The sequence below is a fragment of the Dokdonia genika genome (assembly GCF_042652845.1).
Taxonomy (GTDB): Bacteria; Bacteroidota; Bacteroidia; order Flavobacteriales; family Flavobacteriaceae; genus Dokdonia; species Dokdonia donghaensis.
On sequence record NZ_JBHSHB010000012.1, the window covers coordinates 107,245 to 121,789 of the forward strand.

General features: G+C 39.6%; 19 protein-coding genes. 16 read left to right on the forward strand and 3 right to left on the reverse strand.

Features of this window, described 5'->3' with window-relative positions; genetic code table 11:
* Window positions 1-88: 88 nt before the first annotated feature.
* The 11 genes from ACFO5T_RS07355 to ACFO5T_RS07405 all read left to right on the forward strand — a co-directional run bounded on the left by ACFO5T_RS07355 (window position 89) and on the right by ACFO5T_RS07405 (window position 8,538).
* A complete protein-coding gene (locus tag ACFO5T_RS07355; protein WP_380033266.1) occupies window positions 89-538 on the forward strand; it encodes a MarR family winged helix-turn-helix transcriptional regulator in 450 nt (149 codons plus the stop codon).
* An 18-nt stretch (window positions 539-556) separates the two neighbouring features.
* Window positions 557-1,129 carry a YceI family protein gene (locus ACFO5T_RS07360; protein ID WP_380033268.1) on the forward strand — a complete coding sequence of 191 codons (573 nt, stop codon included), beginning with the start codon at window positions 557-559 and terminating at the stop codon, window positions 1,127-1,129.
* A 239-nt stretch (window positions 1,130-1,368) separates the two neighbouring features.
* Window positions 1,369-2,766, forward strand: a complete 1,398-nt coding sequence (locus tag ACFO5T_RS07365) for an anthranilate synthase component I family protein (protein ID WP_380033270.1) — start codon at window positions 1,369-1,371, stop codon at window positions 2,764-2,766.
* Between the two features lie 3 nt (window positions 2,767-2,769).
* Window positions 2,770-3,339: an anthranilate synthase component II gene (locus ACFO5T_RS07370; protein WP_035336124.1), complete on the forward strand. Its 570-nt coding sequence runs from the start codon at window positions 2,770-2,772 to the stop codon at window positions 3,337-3,339.
* Window positions 3,340-3,350: 11 nt separating this feature from the next.
* Window positions 3,351-3,872 carry a hypothetical protein gene (locus tag ACFO5T_RS07375; protein ID WP_380033272.1) on the forward strand — a complete coding sequence of 174 codons (522 nt, stop codon included), beginning with the start codon at window positions 3,351-3,353 and terminating at the stop codon, window positions 3,870-3,872.
* Window positions 3,872-4,864, forward strand: a complete 993-nt coding sequence (trpD, locus tag ACFO5T_RS07380) for an anthranilate phosphoribosyltransferase (protein ID WP_380033274.1) — start codon at window positions 3,872-3,874, stop codon at window positions 4,862-4,864. Before ACFO5T_RS07375 ends, trpD begins: the two co-directional genes overlap by 1 nt.
* Window position 4,865: 1 nt before the next feature.
* On the forward strand, window positions 4,866-5,645 hold the full coding sequence (gene trpC, locus ACFO5T_RS07385) for an indole-3-glycerol phosphate synthase TrpC (RefSeq protein WP_380033276.1): 780 nt from the start codon (window positions 4,866-4,868) through the stop codon (window positions 5,643-5,645).
* A 30-nt stretch (window positions 5,646-5,675) separates the two neighbouring features.
* Window positions 5,676-6,284 (forward strand): phosphoribosylanthranilate isomerase, encoded by a 609-nt coding sequence (locus ACFO5T_RS07390; RefSeq protein ID WP_380033278.1) that lies wholly within the window; start codon window positions 5,676-5,678, stop codon window positions 6,282-6,284.
* Window positions 6,281-7,480, forward strand: coding sequence for a tryptophan synthase subunit beta (gene trpB, locus ACFO5T_RS07395; RefSeq protein ID WP_380033280.1), 1,200 nt, complete (start codon window positions 6,281-6,283; stop codon window positions 7,478-7,480). Before ACFO5T_RS07390 ends, trpB begins: the two co-directional genes overlap by 4 nt.
* A gap of 77 nt (window positions 7,481-7,557) precedes the next feature.
* Window positions 7,558-8,319 (forward strand): tryptophan synthase subunit alpha, encoded by a 762-nt coding sequence (gene trpA, locus ACFO5T_RS07400; protein WP_380033282.1) that lies wholly within the window; start codon window positions 7,558-7,560, stop codon window positions 8,317-8,319.
* 78 nt (window positions 8,320-8,397) lie between these two features.
* Window positions 8,398-8,538: a hypothetical protein gene (locus ACFO5T_RS07405; protein WP_157496178.1), complete on the forward strand. Its 141-nt coding sequence runs from the start codon at window positions 8,398-8,400 to the stop codon at window positions 8,536-8,538.
* Window positions 8,539-8,615: 77 nt separating this feature from the next.
* On the opposite strand, the gene coaD is transcribed toward ACFO5T_RS07405, so the two are convergent.
* Together coaD and ACFO5T_RS07415 are read right to left on the reverse strand one after the other, a co-directional pair.
* A complete protein-coding gene (gene coaD / locus ACFO5T_RS07410) occupies window positions 8,616-9,113 on the reverse strand; it encodes a pantetheine-phosphate adenylyltransferase (RefSeq protein ID WP_035336114.1) in 498 nt (165 codons plus the stop codon).
* A 47-nt stretch (window positions 9,114-9,160) separates the two neighbouring features.
* Window positions 9,161-10,207 (reverse strand): D-alanine--D-alanine ligase, encoded by a 1,047-nt coding sequence (locus ACFO5T_RS07415; protein ID WP_380033549.1) that lies wholly within the window; start codon window positions 10,205-10,207, stop codon window positions 9,161-9,163.
* 79 nt (window positions 10,208-10,286) lie between these two features.
* Here ACFO5T_RS07415 and ACFO5T_RS07420 point away from each other — a divergent pair, with 79 nt between their 5' ends.
* The 4 genes from ACFO5T_RS07420 (at window position 10,287) to ACFO5T_RS07435 (ending at window position 13,514) form a co-directional block, all read left to right on the forward strand.
* Window positions 10,287-10,880 carry a PASTA domain-containing protein gene (locus ACFO5T_RS07420; protein ID WP_035327865.1) on the forward strand — a complete coding sequence of 198 codons (594 nt, stop codon included), beginning with the start codon at window positions 10,287-10,289 and terminating at the stop codon, window positions 10,878-10,880.
* Between the two features lie 3 nt (window positions 10,881-10,883).
* Window positions 10,884-11,927 carry an RluA family pseudouridine synthase gene (locus ACFO5T_RS07425; RefSeq protein ID WP_380033285.1) on the forward strand — a complete coding sequence of 348 codons (1,044 nt, stop codon included), beginning with the start codon at window positions 10,884-10,886 and terminating at the stop codon, window positions 11,925-11,927.
* 336 nt (window positions 11,928-12,263) lie between these two features.
* Window positions 12,264-13,028: a peroxide stress protein YaaA gene (gene yaaA / locus ACFO5T_RS07430; protein ID WP_380033287.1), complete on the forward strand. Its 765-nt coding sequence runs from the start codon at window positions 12,264-12,266 to the stop codon at window positions 13,026-13,028.
* Between the two features lie 3 nt (window positions 13,029-13,031).
* Window positions 13,032-13,514 (forward strand): hypothetical protein, encoded by a 483-nt coding sequence (locus ACFO5T_RS07435; protein ID WP_380033289.1) that lies wholly within the window; start codon window positions 13,032-13,034, stop codon window positions 13,512-13,514.
* Here ACFO5T_RS07435 and ACFO5T_RS07440 read toward each other — a convergent pair.
* Entirely contained in the window at window positions 13,511-13,630 is a 120-nt protein-coding gene (locus ACFO5T_RS07440) for a 30S ribosomal protein THX (RefSeq protein WP_035327856.1), read from the reverse strand. The genes ACFO5T_RS07435 and ACFO5T_RS07440 overlap by 4 nt on opposite strands.
* A gap of 41 nt (window positions 13,631-13,671) precedes the next feature.
* Between ACFO5T_RS07440 and ACFO5T_RS07445 the strand changes: the two genes are divergently transcribed.
* A complete protein-coding gene (locus ACFO5T_RS07445) occupies window positions 13,672-14,334 on the forward strand; it encodes a uracil-DNA glycosylase family protein (protein WP_380033291.1) in 663 nt (220 codons plus the stop codon).
* Window positions 14,335-14,545: the final 211 nt, after the last annotated feature.

A 14,545-nucleotide genomic window follows, 5' to 3' on the forward strand; every position in this document is an offset into this window, starting at 1 on the left:
AAAATCAGAAGTACTTTAACGTTAAAAAAATCTAAATATACTTAAACTATCGTAAAATAATTATACATTTGTACATACAAATATTGTAATGACAATAGAGGAACACATAAAAACTACGAGTCTCAAGCCCTCACAAAGGCTTAGTATTAACCTAGCCTATACAGCACAATGGTCTAATGATATCTTATTAATGGCACTCAAACCCTATGATATATCATTACAACAGTTTAATGTATTACGCATATTACGTGGGCAAAAAGGAAAACCTGCAAACCTATCTACGCTCAATGACCGTATGGTTACAAAAGCAAGTAATACAACACGCCTCGTAGATAAGCTACTCAAAAAAGAGCTTGTAAATCGCAGTACGTGCCCCTCAAACCGTCGTAAAATTGAAATTACTATTACAGAGGCTGGCTTGTCATTACTTGATGAGCTAGACAAAGTAGTGACTCAAGCCGAAAATAAAATAACCACTCAACTAGACAATACTGAGATAGAGCAGCTCAATAACTTGCTCAATAAACTAAGAACATAATTATTAAAAACTAAAAGGATGAAAAAGACAATCACAACAGCATTTTTAGCACTTATTGTTACAACAGGAGCCACGGCAAGCACAGAGCCTGTAGAAAAAACAGTAAACGTAAAAGAAAGCACCATTACTTGGACAGGTAAAAAAGTACTAGGACAACACACAGGTACTATTAACCTAAAATCTGGAACACTTGAAATGGTTGGTGACCAACTAGTAGGTGGTAGCTTTGTAGTAGATATGACTACTATTACCGTAACAGACTTAAAAGCTGGCGAAGGAAAAGAAAAACTAGAAGGACACTTAAACTCTGCAGACTTTTTTGATACTACAAACCATAGCGAAGCTACATTTGTTATTACAGAAGTAGCAAAAAGTGGTAATGGTTACAGTGTAGTGGGTGACCTTACTATAAAAGGAACTACACTACCTACAAAGGTTAATATGACCATAGAGAATGGCGTAGCCACTACCGTTTTTAATGTAGATCGTACAAAATATGGTGTACGTTATGGCTCTGCATCGTTTTTTGACAACTTAAAAGACAATGCTATCTCAGATAATTTTGAGCTTGCAGTAAGCTTGACACTCTAATAATTTCCTAATTATTCCCCCTACAAGGCCCAATGTATATTTTTTATCCATTGGGCTTTTTTATTATAAAATAGCTCCCTATCTTTACATCATAAATGAAAAACAATACAGTACATACTTGGTGGTGGATTACACAACAATCGTTGTCGTAAGCACGCACCTATGTACCATTCATATACAGCCTGTCTTTACGACAGGCTTTTTTTTGTTCTCAATTTTGAGAAAACAATATGTAACAAATGAAATATCAATTAACTACATTTTCAAAAAGACTCCTAGCAGATACCATCACTCCCGTATCGGTATACTTAAGGCTGCGCGATCGTTTTCCTAATAGTTTACTGCTCGAGAGTAGTGACTACCACGCAAATGATAATAGCTTCTCTTACATATGCTGCAACCCTATTGCTTCTATAAGCGTGGGCGATGGTACAATCACACAGCAATTTCCAGATGGCAAGAAGGAGGAAATTACGATCACAGAAGAGACCAATGTTGTGGGTGTTTTAGACGCTTTCGCGAAAGCGTTCTCATCTACAAAGACAGCACACAAGTTCATTAACAATGGCTTGTTTGGTTACCTATCGTATGATTCTGTGCAGTACTTTGAAGATATAGAAATCGCCAAAAAAGAAGGAGATCTCCACATACCGGATATTTACTATGCCGTTTACCAAAACATTATCGCTATTAATCATTTTAATAATGAGGCGCATTTATTTTGTCACAACACTACGGGAGACAATAATATAGATGAGATTGAGCAGCTTTTAAAATCAAAAAACTTTGCAGAGTTCAACTTCAACCGAAAGAACGAACTCACCAGCAACATCACAGATGCAGATTATAAAGCACTCGTAGAAACTTGTAAAAAGCACTGCCAGCGTGGTGATGTTTTTCAGATTGTGCCTAGTAAACGCTTCTCGCAGCAATTTACAGGAGATGAGTTTAATGTATACAGGGCTTTACGCAGTGTTAACCCGTCGCCGTATCTATTTTATTTTGACTACGGAGATTATAAAATCTTTGGCTCATCACCAGAAGCTCAGATTATTGTGCAAGATGGTCTCGCAGAGATTCACCCTATTGCAGGTACTTTTAAACGTACCGGTAATGATGAGCAAGACGCCATACTTGCAAAAGAACTAGCCAAAGACGAAAAAGAAAACTCAGAACACGTGATGCTTGTTGATCTTGCTCGTAATGACTTATCACGCAATGGTCACGATGTAAAGGTAGACACCTATCGTGAGGTGCAGTTTTTCTCACACGTGATACACCTCGTGAGTAAAGTAACGGGACAAATGCACGAGGGTAGCAATACCTTACAAGTGGTAGCAGACACCTTTCCAGCAGGAACACTCAGTGGTGCGCCTAAGCATATGGCAATGCAGCTACTTGAGAAGTATGAAAACCGCAATCGCACCTTCTACGGCGGAGCGATAGGTTTTATGGATTTTTACGGTAATTTTAATCACGCTATTATCATACGTTCTTTCTTAAGTAAAAATCACACCCTACACTGGCAAGCAGGTGCTGGAGTGGTATCTGGCAGTGATCCAGCTAAAGAATTACAAGAAGTTTACAACAAATTAGGAGCGCTTAATAAAGCACTTGACATCGCAGAAGATATTTAGACAATGAAAAAGATATTAGTAATAGACAACTATGATTCCTTTGTGTACAACCTTGTGCACTACCTAGAAGAATTAGATTGCATCGTTACCGTAAAACGTAATGACCAGTTTGCGCTTGAAGAGTGCGAGCAGTATGATAAAATATTACTTTCTCCAGGCCCTGGCATTCCAGAAGAAGCTGGACTGCTCAAGCAAGTAATAAAAACTTATGGAGGAAGAAAACCTATACTTGGCGTTTGTCTTGGGCAACAAGCCATAGGTGAAGTGTACGGAGGCACGCTTATCAATCTTGATAAGGTTTTTCACGGTGTCGCGACACAAGTGAGTATCACGCAGCCAGACACAGTACTTTTTAAAGATCTTGGTGAAGAAATAGCCGTAGGGCGTTACCACTCGTGGGTGGTAGCTACAGAAGATTTTCCGCCAGCATTAGAAGTTACTGCGGTAGATGAAAATGGTCAGATAATGGCACTACGTCACAGAGAACTTGACATACGTGGTGTACAGTTTCATCCAGAATCTGTGCTTACTCCAGAAGGAAAAACAATGATTAAGAATTGGGTGATTAGTTAAAACTATATACGATGAGATTTACATTATTTCTACTAGCGAGTTGTTTTCTATTAATAGGTGGTTGTGAGAGCACAAAATCAACACCTAAAGAAACTACAAAACCTGCGACACCCGTAGTCGTAATAGAAGCCGAACCTGAGCCTCTTAAAGAAGTGGTAGAAGATGAGAATGTAGATGTCTATAAAAACCTGATTTTTAATACAAGACTTGGTGTAAGTCCTAAGCGACCTAACTGGGTACTTTTTTCAAACGGAACCTATATTATTTTCCCTACGGGAACCAGTAAAGATGATATGCGTAAAAGCGCATTAGGTTTCTTGCAACGCTTTACAAGCGAGACAGCCTCAGTAAGAAAATCACCACTTACAAAAGGCTGGATAGCAAGCACACCAAAGGGAGTTTACAATTACGTAGCACTTAACCAAGCTAGTTCAAGACTAGCAACAGATCAAGAACTAGCAACAATAGGATTGCAAAACATAAAGAAAGATAAAGCAGATCCTATTATTGTTCACATCAACACGCCTAAATAATGAAAGCCATACTTAATAGATTAATTAACCACGACCAACTCACAAAAGCCGAAAGCCGTGAGGTTCTGGTAAACATCTCTGAGGGTAAATACAACCAGAGTCAGATTGCTTCTTTCCTTACCGTTTATATGATGCGTAGCATTACGGTAGAGGAGCTAGAAGGTTTTAGAGATGCCTTGCTAGATCTTTGCCTTGCCGTAGATTTTTCTGAGTATAATGCCATAGATCTTTGTGGTACAGGTGGTGATGGTAAAGACACTTTTAATATCTCGACACTCTCTAGTTTTGTAACAGCGGGTGCTGGTGTGCACGTGACTAAGCACGGTAATTATGGGGTGAGCTCTGTAAGTGGAAGTAGCAATGTGATGGAGTATCTAGGCATAAAATTCAGTAACGATAAGGACTTCTTGAAGCGCTCAATGGATGAGGTAGGGATGTGTGTACTGCACGCACCACTCTTCCACCCTGCTATGAAAAACGTAGGCCCTATACGTCGAGAGCTAGGTGTAAAAACCTTTTTTAATATGCTAGGCCCTATGGTTAATCCTGCATTCCCGAGCAACCAGCTAGTGGGAGTTTTTAACCTAGAACTCGCAAGAATGTATGGATATTTATATCAAAAAGGAGATAAAAACTTTACCATACTGCACGCCTTAGACGGTTATGATGAGATCTCACTTACAGGAGCTACAAAGGCTATTACAAATGAAACAGAGCTTATGCTCACACCTCGAGATTTTGGTGTAAATGCACACGCTCAAAAAGATATTTATGGAGGTGACTCTGTTGAGTCTTCGGCGCAGATATTTACAAATGTAATTTCTGGTAAAGGTACCCAGGCACAAAATAATGTGGTGTGTGCAAACGCTGGGATGGCTATTGCGACTGTAAAAGGGCTAACACCTTTACAAGGTTTTGAACAAGCAAAAGAAAGCTTACTCTCTGGTAAAGCCGCACAAAAACTCAAACAACTTCAAGCCCTATGCAACTAAGATGACCATACTAGATAAAATTACAACAGATAAAATCAAGGAAGTAGCTTTAAGAAAAAGTCTCATCCCTGTGAGCCAGCTAGAGCAATCTGTGCTTTTTGAGAGAGCTACCGTATCACTTGCAAAAGCAGTACGCGAAGGCTCTGGGATTATTGCAGAGCATAAAAGAAGATCTCCTAGCAAGTCTGTTATAAACAACAGCCTGAGCGTGCAAGATGTCGCAAGCGGTTATGAGCAGGCAGGCGCGAGCGGGATGTCTGTACTTACAGATGGAAAATATTTTGGCGGCTCGCTAGACGACCTATTGCTCGCCAGAGCAGCAGCACAGTTTCCGCTATTGCGTAAGGAGTTTATAGTAGATGAATACCAAATTCTTGAGGCCAAAGCCTACGGTGCAGATGCGATATTACTTATTGCAGCTACGCTTTCGCGAAAGCAAATAGAGCAGTTTTCAACCTTTGCAAAAGGTCTTGGTCTAGATGTGCTTTGTGAATCTCATAATGAAGAAGAATTACAGAAGTCTATTATGCCTTCTGTAGATATGCTAGGCATAAACAACCGAAACCTAAAAACCTTTGAAGTAAGCCTAGAGACGAGCAAAGAACTCATTAAGCAAATTCCAGATGAGTTTGTAAAAGTATCAGAAAGTGGTATCAGTTCTGTAGAGGCGATCAAAGAATTAAAGCCACACGGTTTTCAAGGTTTCCTTATAGGTGAAAATTTTATGAAAACAGATAACCCAGGTGAGAGTGCCGCAACTTTTATAAAACAGTTACGTTAAATGACTCAAGTTCAGCTCAAAATATGCGGTATGAAATATAACACACAAGAAGTCGCTGCGTTGCAGCCAGACTATCTTGGGTTTATATTTTATGAGAAGAGCAAACGAGATTTTGGCGACCTAGAGATTCCAGAATTACCTGAGGGAATTGACCGCGTAGGGGTTTTTGTAGATGCTGATATTGCTTTCGCGAAAGCGCAAATTACCACCCACAACCTCAACGTAATCCAGTTACACGGGAGCGAATCACCAGCATATATAAATGAGCTTCAAGCTTGTCTGGTCGAGCGCAGTCGAGACCTCAAGATTTGGAAAGTTTTTGGAATCAAAGACAGTTTTGACTTTGAGCAGCTCACACCTTACGAGGGCCTTGTAGATGCTTTCCTTTTTGACACAAAGGGAAAAGAAAAAGGAGGTAACGGCTACACCTTTGACTGGAGTGTTTTAAAAAATTACACATCTCAAACGCCTATCATTTTAAGTGGCGGCATAGGACTAGAAGAAGTAGAAAAAGTAAAAGAAATACTGGCAACAGATTTGCCTATTATCGCACTAGACGTAAATAGCAAGTTTGAGGATAAACCAGGATTAAAAAATATTGAAAAATTAACCGAATTTAAAAAAGTATTGCAGCTATGATACTAGAAAATAACACCAGTTACCAGGCAGACGAGAGAGGGTACTACGGAGATTTTGGCGGAGCATTTATTCCAGAGATGCTCTATCCTAATGTAGAAGAACTGCGCTCTCAGTATGTGCAAATTATGCAGGAGCCTTCTTTTCAAGAAGAGTTTAAACAACTCTTAAAAGATTATGTAGGTCGTCCTACACCGCTTTATTATGCAAAACGCTTTAGCGAGAAGTATGGCACAAAGGTATATCTCAAAAGGGAAGATCTCTGTCATACCGGAGCTCATAAAGTAAATAATACCATAGGCCAGATTCTTATGGCTAAGCGACTAGGTAAGAACCGCATTATCGCAGAGACTGGCGCGGGACAGCACGGTGTTGCAACAGCGACCGTTTGTGCACTTATGGGACTAGAATGTATCGTATATATGGGTGCTGTAGATATTGAGCGCCAAGCGCCTAACGTGGCTCGTATGAAAATGCTAGGTGCAACGGTGCGCCCAGCAATGTCTGGAAGTAGAACCTTAAAAGATGCGACTAACGAGGCAATACGCGACTGGATTAATAACCCGGTAGACACCCACTACATCATAGGTTCTGTGGTGGGCCCGCACCCTTATCCAGATATGGTGGCTCGTTTTCAGTCGGTGATTTCTGAGGAGACTAAGAAGCAGTTGCTAGAAAAAGAAGGGAAAGAAAATCCAGATTATGTAGTAGCCTGTGTAGGTGGTGGTAGTAACGCCGCTGGATTATATTACCATTATCTTGATGAACCAGAGGTAGGTATTATCGCGGTAGAGGCTGCTGGTAAAGGAGTAGATACTGGTGAGAGTGCTGCAACTTCTGCACTAGGACGCGAGGGAATTATACACGGGAGTAAGACCTTATTAATGCAAACAGACGATGGGCAGATTACAGAGCCTTATTCTATCTCTGCTGGTCTTGATTACCCTGGTGTAGGGCCTATGCACGCAAACCTCTTCCGCTCTGGACGTGGGGAGTTTATCTCTGTCACAGACGCAAATGCGATGACGGCTGGACTAGAGCTCAGTAAACTAGAAGGTATTATCCCTGCGATTGAGACAAGTCACGCACTTGCCATTTTTGAAACTAGAAAATTCAAAAAAGACGACATAGTAGTGATCAATCTTTCGGGACGTGGTGATAAGGATTTGAATACGTTTATAGAATATTTTAATTTATAGAACTACGCTTTCGCGAAAGCGAAATAAACATCAATATTAATTCCCGCTTAGGCAGGAATGACAAAATATTTATTCAGATGAATAGAATAAAACAAAAATTACAAGAAGATAAAAAGCTACTAAGCTTATACTTCACTGCTGGATATCCAGCCATAGATGATACTGTTTCTATCTTAACGCAGCTTCAAGAAAGCGGTGTAGATATGGTGGAGATAGGATTACCATTTTCAGATCCGCTGGCAGATGGTCCTACAATACAGGAGTCAAGTACTGCTGCACTTCACAATGGGATGACTACCGAAAAGTTGTTTAGCCAGTTAGACGGTATTCGTGAGACTATACATATCCCACTTATTGTGATGGGTTACTTTAACCCGATGTTACAATATGGGGTTGAGAAATTCTGTAAGCGTTGTCAAGAAATAGGGATAGATGGTATTATTATGCCAGACTTACCACTTGCCGAATATGAAGCTGAGTATAAAGAGATTTTTGAAAAGCACGGACTTATTAATGTCTTCCTTATCACACCACAAACTAGTGACGCGCGTATACAACAGATAGATGCCGCGAGTGATGGATTTATCTATATGGTGAGTAGTGCGAGTACGACGGGCGCTACGAGCGGTTTTGGTAACAGCACAGAAGATTACTTTAAACGTATTGCAGCTATGAATCTTAACAATCCGCAGATTGTAGGTTTTGGGATAAGTAATGAGGAAACTTTTAAGGCAGCCACTACCCATCAAAAAGGAGCCATTATAGGAAGTGCTTTTATAAAGCATATTACTAAGAATGGAGCAAACAGTGTGGCTAGCTTTGTAGAAACCATAAGATAATCAACACTTTAACCTAAGACTAACAAGCCTTTAAGACGAATTAACAACCGTGATTTTTATCTTTATAGCAACTTAAAAATGAAAAAGATTATGGAACGTAAATTTGAAAGAAAAGTAGAGCAAACTAACCCGACCAATCCAACGGGAAATATAAATCAAACTACAAACGACTTTGATATCGATAAAAAGACCATCAAAGAACAGCAGAATAAGAAGTAATTAGGTTTTAGATTATATATATAAATGGTAAAAGCCGCCCAGTGGGCGGCTTTTTTTATGGATAAAGGTTTTGAGCTTTATTTTGCTTTTGCTTGTATCTCTTTCCAGATTTTAATTGCGCAAGGCTCAACCACATCTGGTACTAGACCAGAGCAGTCACCACCGTTACGTATTACATCACGTACTATGGAAGAAGAGATGTAACTCTTACCAGAACTCGTAAGTAAGAATACGGTCTCGATACCAGATAATTTTCTGTTAGTATGGGCGATTGCCTTTTCAAACTCAAAATCTCCAGGATTACGCAGTCCTCTTAAAATGAACTCGCTTTCTTGCTCTTTACAAAAGTCTATAGTGAGACCTTTATAGGTCATTACTTTAATGCGTGGCTCATCTTTAAACGTATCTTCTAGAAACTGCTTGCGCTGCTCTAGAGAAAACATATATTTTTTATCTGAGTTGACACCTATTGCAAGTATTATCTCATCAAAGAGCGTAAGACCTCGTTCTATTATATCGTAATGCCCAAGTGTAATGGGATCAAAACTGCCCGGAAATACTGCCTTTCTTTTCATAATCTTAATCTTAATGTTCTATTCTATGTGTTAGCCTAGATACGCTATTACTTCTGTGCTTTAATACAAGTTTCTATAGCTTTCCCAAACACTTCTGTAAGTGATAATCCTGCTACTTTAAACTCTCTTGGGATGATACTTTCCTTTGACAATCCAGGATTAGTATTTACCTCAACAAAATGTGGTTTCCCTTCGTGAAAGATAAAATCTATGCGGCAAATCCCCTTAAGCCCCAGCAATTCATAAATACCCTTTGTAAGTCCCTGCACATCTGCCGTCTCACGCTCATCTAGTCTTGCTGGCACAATCTCTTGTGATTTTCCAGAGTACTTTGCTTCAAGACTAAAGAAGTCTCCATCTGGCACAATCTCACAAACTGGAAGCACCTCTGCCCCATTGCCAAAATCATACACTCCAACAGATACTTCTGTCCCGCTCAAAAATGACTCAATCAATACCTGGTTATCTTCCTTAAACGCATTATCTAGCGCCGCTATAAGATCACCCTCTTTGTACACCTTACTCACTCCATAACTTGATCCAGCCCTATTAGGCTTTACAAAACAAGGGTAGCCCACTTTTATAGCAAGCAAGTTTTTAAAAGACATATCAATCTCATCGCCCTTATTTACATATACAGATGCTGCCATAGGTACTCCATAAGAGCTTAGCACACTTAAGCTATCACGCTTGTTAAAGGTGAGCGCACTCTCATAAAATCCACAACTTGTCTGTGGGATCCCTAGCAATTCTAGGTAGGCTTGTAGTTTTCCGTCCTCGCCCGGCGTTCCGTGTATGGTATTGTAACAGGCGTCAAAGGTTACCTTTTTCGCGGAAGCGTCCTTAAAGCTAAAGTCACCTTTATCTATCGTAAATCGCTCATCATCTATCACACAAAACCATCCTTCGGTAAGGATGTGCACGGCATATACTTGGTATTTTTCTTTATCTAAAGAAGCAACTACGGTGGCACCACTATTAAGCGATATTTCATACTCGCTACTGTAGCCACCCATTAAAACGGCGATATTTCTTTTCTGCACTTTCGTGAAAATTTTAAAGGAGACAACTAAATCTGTCTCATTAACGTACATTGTAAAAATAGGTATAATCATACCTACGCCAAATAGGCTGTCATTTTTATATATTTGCACCTCTAACCACATCCCATTTATGAGTTTTGTAAAATTTCTAGTAAGCAAAGCATTTGTAAAACAAATCGCCCTTGCCATCATTATTGTAATTGCCTTAATTTTTATCACCAGATGGTGGTTAGGTAGTACCACAAATCACGATGAACGCATTGCCGTGCCTAATGTAAAAGGGATGACACTAGACCTTGTGAGTCAAGAACTAGAAAATGCAGAGCTGCGCTACTTTATCATAGACAGTGCAAACTTTAACCCAGATTACCCTAAGTACTCTGTCATAGACCAAGAGCCTAACGCTGGAAAATTTGTAAAAGAAAACAGACAGATATACCTAGTGCTTAACCCTTCTGGTTATCAAAAAATGACCATCCCTCCTATTGTAGGAAAAACACGCCGCCAGGCAGAGCCTACACTTAAAGCCCTAGGTTTTAAAATAGGAAAAATCACCTACGTAGACTGGATAGGTGAAGACGAGGTAAGAGACCTAAGACACAAAGGAAAAAAAGTAAAAGCAGGAGATCGCTTAGAAAAAACATCTGTGATAGACCTCGTACTAGGTAATGGTAAAGGAGATTACCGAGATGCTATTTCTAATAACGCATCTGACGATAATTAAACAATGAACGAAGAACAACCCATAGGTCCAGAACCTCAAGACGATGAGCTATATGAGCATTATAGCTTTACTGCCAGTAAAGGTCAAGAACCGCTACGCGTAGATAAGTTCTTAATGAACTTTGTAGAAAATGCTACACGTAATAAAATACAAAAGGCTGCCAAAAATGGTAGCATACAAGTAAACAACAAAGTTGTAAAACAAAATTACAAGGTAAAAGCAGGAGATGTGGTACGCGCGATGTTTGAGCACCCGCCACACGAGTTTTTACTCACTCCAGAAGATATCCCACTAGATATTATTTATGAAGATGATGATCTTCTCGTGGTAAACAAGCCTGCCGGTATGGTCGTGCACCCAGGTCACGGCAACTACTCTGGCACCTTGATTAATGCACTTATACACCACATAGATAATCTACCTAACAACTCTAGCGAGCGCCCAGGGCTTGTGCACCGTATAGATAAAGACACCAGTGGTCTTCTAGTGGTAGCAAAGACGGAGCACGCGATGACCCACCTCTCAAAGCAGTTTTTTAATAAAACGACAGAGCGTGAGTATGTGGCCATCGTATGGGGTAACGTGGTAGATGATGAGGGTACAATAGAAGGTAACATAGGCCGTCACCCTAAAAACCGTCTTCAGAACACCGTTTTTAAAGATGATGATGAGGAGCAAGGAAAACCAGCCGTTACACACTACAAAGTACTAGAACGCCTAGGATATGTCACTCAGGTGGCTTGTAAGCTTGAGACTGGACGCACACACCAGATACGTGTGCATATGAAGTACATAGGCCACACCCTTTTTAATGATGAGCGTTACGGTGGTAATGCTATTTTAAAAGGAACCTCTTTTACAAAGTACAAGCAGTTTGTAGAAAACTGTTTTAAAATATTACCACGCCAGGCACTACACGCAAAAACACTAGGTTTTGTACACCCCACCACAGGCGAGTACAAACGTTTTGAAACTCCCGTACCAGAAGATATGGCGGGCTGTATAGAAAAGTGGCGCGCCTATGCCGTACACAGCAAAGAGCAGTAAGATTTTTTTTCGCTTTCGCGAAAGCTTACTCATAACAACAAGAAGCAACTTTTTTTAGGGTTGCTTTTTTGTTTTATGGTGTTTATGTAAATTTTTGAATTATTACTTAAATACCATTCAACACCTACACCCAATATTCCCCTCAAAGGGAAGGGGCTAGAAGTCTCCCTTTGAAGGGAGATTTAGAGGGATGTTGAACATTTGATATTATTAAATTTTTCATCTTTATAAATCAAACACCACATTAAACAATCAATCCCACCATAACCAAAAACAATAGCCAAGCACTTAATTATAAGACATAATTGCTAACTTTGATACAAAAGAAAAACACCTATGAAAATCGTTGTATCACCAGCAAAGTCACTTAATTTTGAAGATAAGCTACCTACTACGCGTGCTACACAGCCGCAGTTTTTAGAGCAAGCAGAAAAGCTTAACAGCAAGCTTTCTAATACGACAAAAAAAGAGATTCAAGACCTGATGCACATCAGTGAGAAGCTTGCAGACTTAAACTACCAGCGATACCAAGATTTTACCACTCCTTTTACAAAAAAGAATGCGAGGCCAGCCGTGTACACCTTTGATGGTGATGTATACACGGGGCTTGATGCCTATACCCTACCTACAGAAAAGCTTGACAAACTTCAAGACACCTTACGTATTTTAAGTGGTATGTATGGGATCTTGCGGCCACTAGATTTAATGCAGGCATACCGCCTTGAGATGGGTACAAAACTGGAGTACTACAGTAATAAAAATTTATACGAGTTTTGGGGAGACACTCTTACCGAAGCGCTTAATAAAGAACTTAAAGATGATGAGCTTTTTGTAAACCTTGCAAGTCAAGAATACTTTAAGTCTATAAAACCTAAGCAGCTCAAGGTACCTGTAATCACACCTATCTTTAAAGATTTTAAAAATGGGAAACTCAAGATTATTTCATTTTTTGCAAAAAAGGCCCGTGGCTCAATGGTGCGTTATATTATAGATAACGACATAAACACAATAGACGGCCTTAAAGGTTTTGATTATGACGGCTACGCCTACAGTGCAGAAGAGTCTAATGAAGATAAAAACGAATTTGTATTTACAAGGTAATCGATGCTAAGATCACTAATTATAGTGCTATTTGTTCTCACTAGTGTACAAGCAATTGCTTGCACCTGTGCAAAAGACCCGAAGGTTTCAAAAAAAGAAGAAATTACAGAAAAGTACAAACGCGCCGATGTCGTTTTTAGTGGTAATCTTGTCAAGAAAGAAGTGCTTAATAAAGCACGCAAGCGCAGTAGCGGAGATACAGTTCGTTATACCTTTGAAATAATCAAGCAGTACAAGGGCTCATTTTCTAAAAGCACTATTGAGATAATTTCTGAAGCTTCTGAGATTAGCTGTGGCTATGAATTTAGTGAAGGTTTGACTTACTTGGTGTATACAAGAGCTAGTTCTCATTTTAATGATAGATTTCCACAGCTGGTAGATGATAAAAATGCGCATACAACTGGTCTCTGTTCTGGTAATATGCTTAGAAAAAAGGTAGACAAAAAACAGCTACGCATTTTAAAAAGACTAAAAGCAAAAGGTTAAACCTTTTCCATTTTTGCAGCTTCTTTAGCTTTTTTACGTCCTTTCTTTCGGCGGCGTGCGCCAAAGGTGCCTCTACTTATCTTGCCTCGTCGTGATTTTTTATCTCCGCGTCCCATAATGCTATTGTTTCCTTTCAATTTACGAACTTTACGAGCATATGTCAAGACCTTTTAAGCATACACATCCCTACCCGCCATTTAATCTGGAAAAAGCAACCAAGCTTATCGTTGGTACATTACCGCCACCACGCTTTACAACGGGTGACTTAAAAGTGGGTGATGTAGATTTTAGTTATGGCAGCATAGACGGGCAATTGTGGCCTATACTTAATAAAATTTTTGGCTTAAACCTCACATTTGAAACTACGGCAGAAGCCATAAACCAGCGCAAGGCATTTCTAAAATCAAGAAACATAGGTATTTGTGACATTGTTTCCTCTTCAGAGAGACAAAAAGTAGATGCCTCAGACATAGGGATGAGTAACATCACGCTGCGCGATATCTTCGGTTATCTCTCTAAACATACACAAGTAGACACCCTATTATTTACCGGCGGAAACAGTAAAAACGGCCCTGAGTATTTCTTTAGGAAAGCTTGTAAAGAAAAACAAGTACGCCTTAAGGTTGTAAGCGATGTAGTACCTAGAGTACACAACTTTGACTGGGAAGGTCGTACTATTAAAACGATATCACTCACAGCACCATCTGGAGCAGCAAATAGAGCTGTGGGAAGCCTGGCGCTTTATAAAAAACTAAAGGCAGAAAACTCCGACTTTAACACCATAGATTTTAGAGTATTGCAATACACTCCTTTTTTCTAAAAGCTAGATTACATCACTTAAAAAGCGACTAATTATTTGTTTATCAAAACAGTGACCACGCATCTCATTTCGGTAAAGTGTACGGCGATTATCACCTCAAATTGTATGATACGTATGGACCAAAGGGGCAATAAGCTATAACCGCAAGTTTTTTATGTCTAATAGAAAGTGGTGTGAGCTACCTTCATAAATATGCCTTGTAGACGTACTT

Bases quoted from the DNA above. Each gene is read 5' to 3' on its own strand.
- ACFO5T_RS07355 (WP_380033266.1), top strand. From the start codon at position 89: ATGACAATAGAGGAACACATAAAAACTACGAGTCTCAAGCCCTCACAA.
- ACFO5T_RS07360 (WP_380033268.1), top strand. From the start codon at position 557: ATGAAAAAGACAATCACAACAGCATTTTTAGCACTTATTGTTACAACA.
- ACFO5T_RS07365 (WP_380033270.1), top strand. From the start codon at position 1,369: ATGAAATATCAATTAACTACATTTTCAAAAAGACTCCTAGCAGATACC.
- ACFO5T_RS07370 (WP_035336124.1), top strand. From the start codon at position 2,770: ATGAAAAAGATATTAGTAATAGACAACTATGATTCCTTTGTGTACAAC.
- ACFO5T_RS07375 (WP_380033272.1), top strand. From the start codon at position 3,351: ATGAGATTTACATTATTTCTACTAGCGAGTTGTTTTCTATTAATAGGT.
- trpD (WP_380033274.1), top strand. From the start codon at position 3,872: ATGAAAGCCATACTTAATAGATTAATTAACCACGACCAACTCACAAAA.
- trpC (WP_380033276.1), top strand. From the start codon at position 4,866: ATGACCATACTAGATAAAATTACAACAGATAAAATCAAGGAAGTAGCT.
- ACFO5T_RS07390 (WP_380033278.1), top strand. From the start codon at position 5,676: ATGAAATATAACACACAAGAAGTCGCTGCGTTGCAGCCAGACTATCTT.
- trpB (WP_380033280.1), top strand. From the start codon at position 6,281: ATGATACTAGAAAATAACACCAGTTACCAGGCAGACGAGAGAGGGTAC.
- trpA (WP_380033282.1), top strand. From the start codon at position 7,558: ATGAATAGAATAAAACAAAAATTACAAGAAGATAAAAAGCTACTAAGC.
- ACFO5T_RS07405 (WP_157496178.1), top strand. From the start codon at position 8,398: ATGAAAAAGATTATGGAACGTAAATTTGAAAGAAAAGTAGAGCAAACT.
- coaD (WP_035336114.1), bottom strand. From the start codon at position 9,113: ATGAAAAGAAAGGCAGTATTTCCGGGCAGTTTTGATCCCATTACACTT.
- ACFO5T_RS07415 (WP_380033549.1), bottom strand. From the start codon at position 10,207: ATGTACGTTAATGAGACAGATTTAGTTGTCTCCTTTAAAATTTTCACG.
- ACFO5T_RS07420 (WP_035327865.1), top strand. From the start codon at position 10,287: ATGAGTTTTGTAAAATTTCTAGTAAGCAAAGCATTTGTAAAACAAATC.
- ACFO5T_RS07425 (WP_380033285.1), top strand. From the start codon at position 10,884: ATGAACGAAGAACAACCCATAGGTCCAGAACCTCAAGACGATGAGCTA.
- yaaA (WP_380033287.1), top strand. From the start codon at position 12,264: ATGAAAATCGTTGTATCACCAGCAAAGTCACTTAATTTTGAAGATAAG.
- ACFO5T_RS07435 (WP_380033289.1), top strand. From the start codon at position 13,032: ATGCTAAGATCACTAATTATAGTGCTATTTGTTCTCACTAGTGTACAA.
- ACFO5T_RS07440 (WP_035327856.1), bottom strand. From the start codon at position 13,630: ATGGGACGCGGAGATAAAAAATCACGACGAGGCAAGATAAGTAGAGGC.
- ACFO5T_RS07445 (WP_380033291.1), top strand. From the start codon at position 13,672: ATGTCAAGACCTTTTAAGCATACACATCCCTACCCGCCATTTAATCTG.